Consider the following 12,173-nt stretch of genomic DNA (forward strand, 5'->3'; position numbering starts at 1 on the left):
TATAAATCCATATCTTACCCTTTCTGGACTATTATGAGAAGGGCTATAATTCCCCCTTTTCATGTTGTTTGTTGATCCTATCAGAACCACCTCCTTTTTCAGCTTCTAGTACTTTGTTCTGTAGGTTCTCTAGTATTTTAAAATCTTGCATACAATAAAGTAGTTTTCAAATTAGTTGTAGACTTTATTAAGTTTACAAACCCTATTAACTATACACATACACTATCGCTATATACAACAGTGTATGTGTGGACAGCTAGTACTTCTTAACTGATCTTTTAGCGCTCTTGCAAGTGTCTTCAAGATGACTGGATGTATTAGTATCGCTCATAGAAGAAAGAGGAGGTGAAACAGTTTTACTTTGCACAAAACTTTTAGCAGCTTCGACGACCTTGCTTACACGAGGTTCTTTTTCTAGCTCTTCAAGGTACTTTGAGAAGATTTCACAATTTTTATCATCCATATGTACCATTATTGTACCAAAATGTAATACATTGCTTTCAGGTTCATGAGCTTTTCCAGAGAATAAAGTCATCTCAAGCTTTTCACCATCTACATTAAAAGTCATTTTTACCCTACCTTTCATATCGCAATACTGTCCATTATGTAACCGAATTATATTATCTCCTTCTCCCATTCGTAATGCACCATATTCTAAGTCCTTAAATTCCGGAGAATTCATAAACTTTGCAGGGGTGATAATACTCTTCTCTGGGCACTGTACGCAATAAAATGCATTATCTCTTTCTACTATAACTTTGTCTTTTTCACCATTATCAACACTTTCACTTACAATTTTCTTTAGGTTTGATAAGTAATCCTCACGTTTTTTGATTATATCTTCTGGCAATAATTTCAACATTTCTTTGCTTACATAATTACCTTTTGAAATGAGATCATATATTTCTGACCAAATAGGATCTAGTTTGCGTTTGTCATCTCCCTTAACGTTATCATCGTTGCGTGTGAGATGGTTAACTCTATATATCAAACTATCCATTATTGCTGCCCCTCTTCCGGGATGAAGTGGTACGCTAAGTATGACCTTTTTCTCTTTTGCATTCTTTATAGATTCTAGCCATTCACTTGCTACATTTGCCACAGCTTCACTTATAGGCAACTCTTCTGCATCATTATATGAGCCATGAGCCTGAGAAATTTTATGCGATATGGCTGAGATGTTTTGCCTCATATGATCATCAATACATTCTTTTATTAACGTGCTCGATTGCAATTTCCCCGTTTCTTCTGAAGATCCTAGCTGTTCTAACTTTTCTTTACTTACACACTCTACCTGCTCTAATATTGGCATAACCACCTCCTAAATTTTACATAATAAAATTAAGATAAAATATCTTGATTTGAGAATATTGATATAACCTATAAAGTCAATAGTTAAATTGAAAAATTTCGGTTATAATTTACTTGACCTTACCCAATAGATGTTAGTATAAGGAATAAATTTATTCATAGTTCAATCACTTTTTTCAAAAAATATTTTAGCGAAAATGCCATATCAATTAGCGCGGTAAAAATTTTAATTATTGACTTTTTCTAAAAACATAAAATAGTACCTACCTTCGTGAGAACAATTTAAACAAAAGCGGCATTGTGAAAATGAAAGCGTAAAATTGTTGCAACAAAGCCAAGCAAATTAGTTCATATCTAAATATGGCAAAAGTAGGCTAATATAGCGGGTTTTACGGTATAGTAAAATTATTATATAGAAAAGTTCACACAGATCTAGCGGTAAACCAATCCATTCCAAGAAAAACACTTCTCACGCTAGCTGATTTTGGGTGCTGGAAATGGTTGTATTGTTTAAATTATTAATAATAGATTTTATTGAATTAATAATAATTTACTTAGGAATAAAAGGAAAATTTATGATAGTTTTATACTCTGAATAGAATAAACTCCTTTTTATTGGTATCGTCTTTTTTGCAAAAACATCCCTAACTTTTTCACCACTTCTTTGGCTAAGATCAGTTTCTACCACTCTTCTTTTCTCATGCTACTTTTCCTTAATTTGGTGCATATGATTACTTTCAATTCTACACAAAAATATTTTTTGGTATTCTGCAATAATAGAAATTAAATACCAATAAGAAGGTTGTCTATACGCTAGTCAGGACTTCTAAAGAGAGATTTAAGAATATAAAGAGTTAGATTGACAAATCAGGGATATCATGATATTTTTAAGAGTTGAATCTGATTGTTAAGATTAATTTGAGGCTAAAAGTTATGAGTGCTATATTTTTTTACAAAGAGTTTAATGGCCATGATTTAGGTAAGGGTGAAAGTCCTTTAAGAAAAAAGTTCAATACGATAATTAAAGACTTAAAAGAGAATAAACTTACACATCAGGGAAATATAAAGCTCATATCTAGTAAGGGAGGTATTAAATATCTTCGGGCTAAATTGAGTGACGAGGGCAGATTATTATTTACGAATACAAAGCATAATAACAAAGATGTTTTTGTTATTTTGGAGGTAATACCAAATCACGATTACGAGAACTCACGCTTTCTTAAAAGTACAGACAAAACAAAAAGCATAGAAATAAAAGAAACAGAAGAAGGGATAATTGAAAAATCTTCTGATAATGTACATAATGTTGAGATTAAAGATCTTGAGCGAGCTCATTGGCTTGGTAAGCTTGTTACTTTTGGTGCAACACAGGAAGATATAGTTAAACGTGCTGAAGAGTGTAGACTACCTTTAATTATTAGTGGAGCTGCTGGCAGCGGTAAAACATCAGTAGCTTTGGAGAGCCTTAAAAAGATACAAGAGAAATTCAAGGGAGGAAAAATTCTATATATTACCAAATCCAAAAATCTTGTAAAAGAATCAAAAAAGTTACTTGAATATGAATACTATGATGAAACTACTAATAAATATGAGACTCGTGTTCCAGAGGAAATTGAGTTCTTGTCAGTTCATGAGTTTATTGAAAAGGTAACAAAGGAAGGCGCAGAAATGAGAAAGAGTGTAGAGGGGAAGAAGCCGATCAATAGAAATGCATTTTTTTCATGGTTCAACACAAAATGTGACGAAGGTAAATTTAGGAAGTACAAAAAAGACGGAGATAAAATATTCGAAGAACTTATAGCTGTGATAGGAGGAAGAGGCTTATTAGGAAAAGAAGGAAAAGTTCAATATGTTGATTTAGGAGATAGACAATCTATATTTCCTAAGGACGAAAGGTGCAGTATTTATGATTTTTTTGAAGAATACAAGAAATTTATAGAGGGAAGTTCAGAATATTATGATACTAGTCTCATTGCTTATGAGTGTATTAAAGAGGTACAGAAAGTTTATGATGCAGTTGTCGTAGATGAGGTTCAGGATTTGACTAGTAGTACATTAAATTTAATATTGAGAAGTTTAAAAAGTGAAAGTAAGGGTAATTTTTTATTATGTGGTGATGTTAATCAAGTAGTGCATCCTAGTTTTTTCTCTCTATCTAAATTAAAGTCTTTTCTCTCTCAAAATGAATACGTAAGGAACCAAGGGTCAGAGGTTTTTTATACTCTTGAGAAGAACTATCGTAATAGCGAGCAAGTTATTGAGCTCGCCAACCGTATACTACATCTTAAGAATTATTGTTTTGCTTCAGAAGATAAAATGACAGCAGATGAAGCTTTTTTCATGAAGAGTGATACTGAAAACACAGGTAATGTAAGTTTTATTGCTGATGATAAAAAAGAGGAAATAGCAAAAAAAGTATCTCAGTCCATAAATTGGGCAGTTTTAGTTCTGGATGATGAGAAAAAAGAAGAGGCTCGTAAATTGTTTAGTACTCCACTTGTGTTTAATATACATGAAGCTAAAGGCTTGGAGTTTGAGAATGTGATTCTTTATAAGTTTATGTCCTGTAAGGCTTATAATGGAATATGGAATATAGTATGTCCAAAAAAAACTAAGGGTGAGATTGATAATGCTATTAGTGAAGTTCGTGGTTCATATGAAGAAGTGAGTGTTAACACTTCAAGAAATAAGAATAAGGAAGATAAATCTTTTGAGGAATATAAATTTTATATGAATGCTCTGTACGTTGGAGCTAGTCGAGCTATTGATAGTGTCTATATTATGGACAATGAAAAAAAGTGTCATTTATTGAAAGTAATAAAACCGGAGAAAATAGTTAGTGTAGATATTAAGAAAGAAGAATCTACCCCTGAACAATGGAAGAATAAGGCGCTAGAGTTAATAGACAAAGGAAACATAGAGCAAGCTGAAAGTATAGAAAAAAAATTGCAAGACAAAGGAGAAAAAAAATATGCTGAAGAGATCATGAATGCATTGAAAGCTCAAGGATATCATTCAGAGCAAGCAATTTCAGAGTTGAAAACAGAGCCTCAAAAGTCCTCAACTATGGTTTCAAATGAAAAGCGTGAGCAGAATCCAAGTAAGAAGAAAATAACAGAGGAAGAGTTAGAAGAAAATACAAATAGGTTATTTTTAGCTTTGGACAATGGTAATTTGCAATTGGCTGAAAAATTAATTAAGCGAGGAGTTGATATTAATGCCAAGGATAAGAACGGTCTTACTCTTTTACATTATGCAGCAGCAAGGGGTTATAAGGATGTAGCTGAACTTCTTTTCAAGCATGAGAAAATTGATGTCAATGTTAAGATTCATGGAGGCTTTACTCCTTTGCATTTAGCAGTGCAAGAAGGTCATGAGGAAATAGCTGAACTTTTTCTAAATCATGAAAAAGTCGATGTTAATGCTATGAATAATAACGGTAAGACTTCTTTACATGCAGCAGCAGCAATAGGTCACACGAAAATAGTTAAACTTTTTCTAAATCATGAAAAAATCGATGTTAATGTTCAGAGTGAGAACGGCGCTACTCCCTTACATATGGCAGCAATAAATGGTCATACGGAAGTAGCTAAACTTCTTCTGGAGTGTGGTGCCCATGTTGATTCTATTAGTAAAGGTGGTCATACTGCTTTGTATTTAGCAGCAGTAGAAGGTTATGAAAATATAGTTGAACCTCTTCTGCGGTATGGAGCTAAGGTTGATGCTGAGGATAAGGAAGGTACTACTCCCTTACATATAGCAGCACAAAAAGGTCACGATGGTGTAGCTACATTACTTCTGAAGCATGATGCTAAAGTTGATGCTAAGAATAAGAAAGGTGCTACTCCTTTACATGTGGTAGCAGAATATGGTTGTGATAGTATAGTTAAACTTCTTCTGAGTTGTGGAGCTGATGTTAATTCTGGGGTTCAGGGAGGTTTGACTCCTTTACATATAGCAGCACAAAATGGTCGCAATGGTGTAGTTAAATTTCTTCTGAAACATGGAGCTGATGTTAACGCTATGAGTAAGAAAGGTGCTACTCCTTTACATGTGGTAGCAGAATATGGTTGTGATAGTGTAGCTAAACTTCTTCTGAAACATGGAGCTGATGTTAACGCTAAGACTAAGGAAGATTGGGCTCCTTTACATTTTGCAGGAGGACAAGGTCACTATGAAGTGGTTGCACTTCTTCTGAATAATGGAGCTGATGTTAACGCTAAGACTAAGGAAGATTGGGCTCCTTTACATTTTGCAGGAGGACAAGGTCACTATGAAGTGGTTGCACTTCTTCTGAATAATGGAGCTGATGTTAACGCTAAGACTAAGGAAGGTTTTACTACTTTACATTTTGCAGGAGGACAAGGTCACTATGAAGTGGTTGCACTTCTTCTGAATAATGGAGCTGATGTTAACGCTAAGACTAAGGAAGGTTTTACTACTTTACATTTTGCAGGAGGACAAGGTCACTATGAAGTGGTTGCACTTCTTCTGAATAATGGAGCTAATGTTAATTCTAAGATTAAGAAAGGTTTTACTACTTTACATTTTGCAGCACAAAATGGTCATAAGGATGTAGTTAAACTTTTTCTTGCTGACTCAAGTATTAATGTTGGTCATGTAAAAATTACAGATTTTACAGACGGAGAAAGTAAATTGAAATTTCTTAGCAAATTACAGCAGGATAATGCTTTATTTAATAAGGTAAAAGAAGTGAAAGGCGGAAAAGATGAAGATAAATTACTAAAAGAGATAGAAGATTTACTTAACAAAAAAAATCAGTTAGGTTTTAAGCCAAGTTTGAATTACTCTCCAGACGGTAATGATGAAAATACGACTATTAAAATTGCCATTAAAGCTGGTGGAAAGCTACTGCAGCTCTTATATGATTATGCTAAAGAGAATATGGAAGGTACTGAAATATTTAAACAACTTAAAATTGCTAAAGAACATGAAAATACTCAGCCTAAAAGCAATGTTTCTGTTTCTGGCCATTTGATCCAAGGCTTTAAACTAGGTGGGGCATAATTTCCTAACTTTTGAATTTCATCCACAGGAAAATCGGTTATTTCAGCTATAACATCGATAGAGACACCGGCCTTAAGTAGCCACTGCTATTTTAGCTTTCATTTCACCTTTTTCTTCGTCGATTTGGATGGCTTCTCTATTTATGAGCTGTATTAGCTATGGTGTTGTGTAGCAGATTATCCAATCTGGTGCTTCTCTACCTTTTTCCCACTTAGCAAACCTCATCTTTTCTTTTAGGTAATATTAGACTTCTTTCAAAATTGTTAGAGGGAGTGTAAGATGAAGTATTTGAAAGAATGAAATATAAGGAAATAGAAAAGTTAGAAGGAGAAAAGTTTCGACGTTTAACAGGGGTAAAAAAAGCAACATTTGAGCGAATGGTAGAAATTCTAGAAGTGGAGGATAAAAGAAAAAAAGCTAGAAGTGGAAGAAAAAGTAAACTTTGCATAGAAGACAGGCTACTTATGGCACTGGAATATATAAGAGAATATCGTACATATTTTCATATTGGGCAAAGCTATGGCATGAGTGAAAGTAACAGTTTTAAAGTGATAAGATGGGTAGAAGACACATTAATAAAACATCCAGATTTTGCATTACCAGGAAAAAAAGAGCTATTAAAGAGTGATGTAGAATATGAAGTTTTAGTAATAGATGGAACTGAAACGCCAGTAGAGAGGCCAAAAAAAAACAAAAACGCTTTTACTCTGGAAAGAAAAAAAGGCATACTATAAAAACACAAATAGTAACAGAGAAGAAGAGTAAAAAAGTCATATGCACGTCTTTCTCGAATGGTAGAAAACACGATTTTCGGATGTTTAGAGAATCAAAGGTAGCAGTATTGCCGCAAACTAAAATCTTAGCTGATGCCGGCTACAGGGGAATGCAGAAGATACACAAAAATGTTGTATTACCGCACAGAAAAACGAAAAAGAATCCGTTAAGCAAAGAACAAAAAAAAGAGAACAGAGCACTTATGAGCCAAAGGGCAATTGTTGAAAACGTAATTGGCTTATTGAAAAGGTTTAAAATCATCTCGTACAGGTATAGAAACCGACGAAAACGTTTTGGTTTAAGGTTTAATTTGATTGCTGCAATTCACAATTTTGAGCTCCCTACATGAATTTTGAAAGAAGTCTATTCTCTATAGGCTTCTATTGGATTACTACATTTATATCGATCAGGTAACGCTTGTGTAAAAATTTGTATATCAGCTGATTGAAAAATTAGCAAATCCTTATTATTATCACACCAACCTATAACTTCTTCGGATTTATGCGTTCTTTTGTATCGCAAGCTATACTCTATGCACAATTCTTTTCTATAACCAATTAAAGTTTCCTTTTGAGTGTCTAGCCCATAGAGAACAAGGGTGGTTTTTGTGAGTAAGTTTATATGGAACTTCTATATTCTGGTCTGTGATGCTGACTAAAGGATTTGGCGCTTTTAATGCTATTGAAAAAACATTACTCAGTAATTGAGCAGTTTCTAATGGCATTTTCACTATGTGCTTATCGCATAACATTTGTGCCGCAGTTATAGGATTTTCGTCTAATATAAAGATATTCACCTAAGCATCTAGAGATAGTAGGCCTTTAACTTCATTAGCCGTAAGACCAGTAGTTTGAACTACGATATCGGTAGAAACCCCTGCTTTAAGTAGATTCTTTGCCACTGCTATTTTAGCCTGTTTTTCGCCCTCTTCTCTGCCTTCCTGTCTACCTTCAGCTCTGCCTTTTTCATGTCCGATAAGGATGCCTTCTTGTCTACCTTCTTGTCTACCTTCTTGTCTACCTTCTTGTCTACCTTCTTGTCTACCTTCTTCTCTACCTTTTTCAGTAGCATCATCAAGTTTTTGAGCGAGGACAGCCTGTTCATCAAGAATACGTTTTATTTCTTGTTCATAAGCAATAAATTCTTTTTCTGACCAGTTAAATCTATTTAGCTCTTCATAGGCCTTTTTAATTATTAGATCACTACCTATTATTTTTTCCAGCTCTTCTTCGCTAGTCTCATCTGCATATTTAAAGAAGTAAACCCATTTCTCGACTATACTTGAAAGCTGATCCTCTTTGGTTTTTGGAAATTTTGGCAATTCAATAAATATGAAGTAAAAATCTTTTAGATCGTGCTCATTAGTGTCTTCATCTCGAATAGTGTGCTTTGATTTATACTCAGACTTATCAGGAAATAAAACACAATCTGCTATAGCAATAAAGATAATTTCCTTAAGGTCTTGGTATTGATCACCTTTATCAGCTTGTCTTGAGTAAGCTTTAGCTGCATAGTATTGGGCACGTTTTTCGAAGCCTTTGGTTTTAGCGACCTGCATCTCGCAAACGTACTGAATACCTGAAGAATCTCTACAGAGGACATCAACAATACTTTGCTTTTTAGAGGCAATATCAGGGTCTTGAATAGTACTTAAAAACTCTATATCCTGTATTGCATTTTTGCCAGCAAAACCCAGAATATCATTGAGGAAGTGAATTAGGATATCTTTATTCTTCTCAGTGCCAAAGATACGCCGAAATGCGACATCATTCTTGGGGTCGAGAAACTTAGAAAGAGCCATAACGAACTAACCAAAAAAGCATTAATAATTATACACAATTCTGAAGAAATATTCAACTCTTTTGTGTTTAAATCTTATTTTTTTAAACTTTGGGTATGTTAGAGAAAAAACGACTGTCACAGATGGCCTAAGAATAGCATCTTCTGCTTTAGACGTCCATTTGTACATCTTTTACAACCTCTTCTGTAAAGCGCCTTATAAGCCCAGGAGATGGATGTCATGAATTTGGAGCTGTAGAAGATACCCTTTTTAACGCTTTTTGGTGCAAGAGGCTAATCTCCATAAAAGTACGAGCGCTCAATTACGATTATCGTATTATAAAATATTCGAAAAATAATATCAATATTTTTGATAGTAAAATGTATATTAAGTTATAATATACATAGAAGCTCTGTATGACTTAATAGCGTGGGCATTTTAGTTTTTGGTAGTTCTATTGGGTATGCTAGCAAAATTTCTGTCTCAAGCAGCTAAAGGAGATTTTATAGCAGGTTACGCAAAAGAATGACCGCTAGCAACGATAGCCATACTGATTCTTTAGACCGCAAAGTAGGACAGAAAGTAAGAAGTTGTAGGCTAGCGAAGAGATATACTCAAAAGGATTTAGCAAGTAAAATCGGTACAAAATATCAGGTCATACTACAGTATGAAAAAGGAAAGCGTAAAATTTCAATCAGAAAGTTATATAGCATCGCAGAAGCACTATCAGTTAGCATTATAGATCTTATTCCTGAACACACAATATCAAATGAAGAAAGTTATCTCGAGAGTGAGGGATTAGATCTAGTAGAAAAGTATGAGAAAATTGAGAATCAAGAATTACGTAATGTAGTTTATTCATTAATTACATCTGCACAGGCTAGCAAGGAAAATAGTAGAAAAGTGGCAAGAATAGAGGTGGCAAAGAATCTAGTTAAAGCAGGAGTTTCTGTTGATACAATTTTCCAAGCAACGGGCTTATCAACTGAAGAATATAGTAATGCAGAGGAAAAAACTACTTCTGTAGACTACAGGATGGGACAAAGGATAAAAAAGCTAAGGATAACGCGAAAGTACACTCAGGAAGACTTGGCAAAAAAAATTAGTACAACGCGTCAAAAAATAAGCGACTATGAACAAGGAAATATTGCTGCTCCACTTGAAAAGTTATATGAAATAGCAAAGGCGTTATCAGTCAGCATTAAAGATCTACTTACAAGGCGACATAGTGAAGCAAGCAGTGGTTTAATAGAGAAATACAGGGAAATTGAGGATCAAGAGTTACGCAACGGATTTTATGTACTGATCAAATCTTTATCTGAAGGTATGGAGATTATTGCAGGAAAGGTCAAGAAAGCGGAAAAAGCCGAAATTGCAAAGAATCTACGTAGATTAGGAATTTCTATCGATATTGTTTCACGAACAACTGGGGCAACTGAGCTACTTTTTTAAAAAAACAACTTAAGAAATATCTTTTGCATTTTACATAAAAAATAAACAAAAAAAATGAAAAATTGATTTGACTTCGCCCGGAACCTATGGCTTTATGCCAATACTACCAAGAAAACAGTAGTAAATAATTAAAAAAAATTAGTAGCTAATAGGAGGTATATCTTATGAATAATAATAATAAAAGTAAAGATAAAAATGAATTTAGAGAAGAAATAGAGAGAATACGACAAAGCGGGGGAGTCATTCCAGTGCGTGACACTGGAATCTCATTTACTTTTTTGTTCACTATGTGAGGAACTTGGGCCTACAAGTATAATGGTTTTGCATAAAAAATTTAGATCCCAGTGTCACGCACTGGGATGACAGAAAGGAGTGCTTGGATGACAGAAAGAGGTGCTAGGATGACAGAAACGAAGTCATATAGAAAATAGGTTAGGTATTTTCAGTTTTTGTTGTATACTTAAATAAAAATCTCACTTTTACAGATGGATACAGTAAAGTTTGTCTTATTATGGCCAGCAATATTACTCATGCTAGTTGCTGGTGTTTACCTATCGGTTAAACTAAAATGGCTACAGATATTTAGATTACCATACGCCTTTTCACTCCTTGGAGCTAAAAAAGGAGAAAATAAATTTTCTTCTATAGCCGCTCTGTTTACAATTTTAGGGGGAAATTTAGGAGTAGGAAATATTTCAGGAACTGCTGTTGCTCTAAAAACCGGGGGACCGGGCTCTATTTTATGGATGGCAATAATTATTGTTATCACTTCTGTGATAAAATATGTCACTTGTTATCTAAGTATAAAAACCAGAAAGGAAAAGAACGAACGGTTTATAGGTGGCCCTGTAGCCTACATGACTGATGCGTTTAACTCTAGGAAGGCCACAATCGTCTTTCTAGTTATCATGATGATGGTTTCAATAACAGTTGGTAACCTTGTTCAGGTAAATTCTCTATCAATACCACTTAATATGATAGATGTACCTGTAGTTGTTGGTGGCATTGTAATGGCCATAATATTTTTTGTTGTTGCAGCTCTCAGCTTAAAAAAAATTAAAATTTTTATATCGGCTATGATACCGATAATGACGGTAAGTTACCTCACACTTTGCGGTATCATATTATTTAAATTTAGTGAAAATATTCTTCCTTCTCTAAAACTAATAACAAGCAGTTTTTTTACAACTAGTAGCTTTAACTCTGGTTTATCTTTAGGTTTGATTTTAGAAATGTTGACTATTATTCAAGTCGGAACTTTGCGAGGTATTTTTGCAACAGATATAGGGCTTGGTCTTGAAGGAATCGTACATTCTTCAATTGTTCCTAAGAAAAATAATAATAAATTTATTATTGAGCAGAGTCTAATTACGATAATATCGCCTTTTATAGTTGCGTTTATAGTGTTTATTACAACAATGGTACTGCTTGTCACAGATTCTTGTATTACTGATTTAGAGAGCACTAACATGTGCATATTTGCTTTTAGAAAGGCAATGAATTGGCCTTATATTGACTATTTAATTATGGTCATAATGTTTTGTTTTGCTTTCACTACTATTTTTACTTGGTTTTTTTGCTCAAAACAGACAATACGCTATGTGTCTATGGATAATAAATACACTAAAATCTGGATTGTAATTTTTACCTTGATTATTCCGCTTGGTGCGATAGGTAAAGTTCAATTGCTATGGGATGTTGCTGATATTTCGATCGCCGCTTTGTTGTTTATCAACATACTTGCCATACTCAAACTAACTTCTCAAGATCCAGAAGTGTTTACTATGAGTGATAGATATTTGAAATTAGGTGCCAACTAAAAGTTGCC

8 protein-coding genes and 2 pseudogenes are annotated in these 12,173 nt (G+C 34.0%); 5 read left to right on the top strand and 5 right to left on the bottom strand.

Going from position 1 to position 12,173, the window contains the following annotated elements; genetic code table 11:
• Positions 1 to 256: 256 nt before the first annotated feature.
• Both NBW37_RS01865 and NBW37_RS01870 read right to left on the bottom strand, forming a co-directional pair.
• A complete protein-coding gene (locus NBW37_RS01865; RefSeq protein WP_250296686.1) occupies positions 257 to 1,312 on the bottom strand; it encodes a hypothetical protein in 1,056 nt (351 codons plus the stop codon).
• Positions 1,313 to 1,861: 549 nt separating this feature from the next.
• The gene (locus tag NBW37_RS01870; RefSeq protein WP_250296687.1) at positions 1,862 to 1,999 is read right to left on the bottom strand and encodes a hypothetical protein; all 138 of its coding nucleotides are present in this window, start codon (positions 1,997 to 1,999) and stop codon (positions 1,862 to 1,864) included.
• Positions 2,000 to 2,244: 245 nt separating this feature from the next.
• Here NBW37_RS01870 and NBW37_RS01875 point away from each other — a divergent pair, with 245 nt between their 5' ends.
• On the top strand, positions 2,245 to 6,339 hold the full coding sequence (locus NBW37_RS01875; protein WP_250296688.1) for an ankyrin repeat domain-containing protein: 4,095 nt from the start codon (positions 2,245 to 2,247) through the stop codon (positions 6,337 to 6,339).
• Between the two features lie 5 nt (positions 6,340 to 6,344).
• Here NBW37_RS01875 and NBW37_RS07855 read toward each other — a convergent pair.
• Positions 6,345 to 6,477: pseudogene (locus NBW37_RS07855) on the bottom strand (Rpn family recombination-promoting nuclease/putative transposase); the annotation flags it as partial.
• A gap of 158 nt (positions 6,478 to 6,635) precedes the next feature.
• On the opposite strand from NBW37_RS07855, the gene NBW37_RS01880 reads away from it, so the two are divergent.
• A protein-coding gene (locus NBW37_RS01880; protein ID WP_250295852.1) for an IS5 family transposase occupies positions 6,636 to 7,462 on the top strand; the annotation gives its coding sequence in 2 pieces (ribosomal slippage) (positions 6,636 to 7,023 and positions 7,023 to 7,462; 828 coding nt in all).
• Positions 7,463 to 7,479: 17 nt separating this feature from the next.
• Here NBW37_RS01880 and NBW37_RS07715 read toward each other — a convergent pair.
• Both NBW37_RS07715 and NBW37_RS01885 read right to left on the bottom strand, forming a co-directional pair.
• Positions 7,480 to 7,909: pseudogene (locus NBW37_RS07715) on the bottom strand (pyrimidine dimer DNA glycosylase/endonuclease V); the annotation flags it as partial.
• A complete protein-coding gene (locus tag NBW37_RS01885) occupies positions 7,910 to 8,914 on the bottom strand; it encodes an Rpn family recombination-promoting nuclease/putative transposase (protein ID WP_250296689.1) in 1,005 nt (334 codons plus the stop codon). It lies immediately after the preceding pseudogene.
• A gap of 504 nt (positions 8,915 to 9,418) precedes the next feature.
• On the opposite strand from NBW37_RS01885, the gene wmk reads away from it, so the two are divergent.
• The 3 genes from wmk (at position 9,419) to NBW37_RS01895 (ending at position 12,165) form a co-directional block, all read left to right on the top strand.
• Positions 9,419 to 10,345, top strand: a complete 927-nt coding sequence (gene wmk, locus NBW37_RS01890) for a WO male-killing family protein Wmk (protein ID WP_250296690.1) — start codon at positions 9,419 to 9,421, stop codon at positions 10,343 to 10,345.
• A gap of 164 nt (positions 10,346 to 10,509) precedes the next feature.
• Complete coding sequence (locus tag NBW37_RS07590) at positions 10,510 to 10,638, top strand: hypothetical protein (RefSeq protein ID WP_256466272.1); 129 nt, start codon at positions 10,510 to 10,512, stop codon at positions 10,636 to 10,638.
• A gap of 192 nt (positions 10,639 to 10,830) precedes the next feature.
• Positions 10,831 to 12,165 (top strand): alanine/glycine:cation symporter family protein, encoded by a 1,335-nt coding sequence (locus NBW37_RS01895; RefSeq protein WP_250296691.1) that lies wholly within the window; start codon positions 10,831 to 10,833, stop codon positions 12,163 to 12,165.
• The last annotated feature ends 8 nt before the right edge of the window (positions 12,166 to 12,173 follow it).

This window comes from Wolbachia endosymbiont of Oedothorax gibbosus (assembly GCF_936270145.1).
Taxonomy (GTDB): Bacteria; Pseudomonadota; Alphaproteobacteria; order Rickettsiales; family Anaplasmataceae; genus Wolbachia.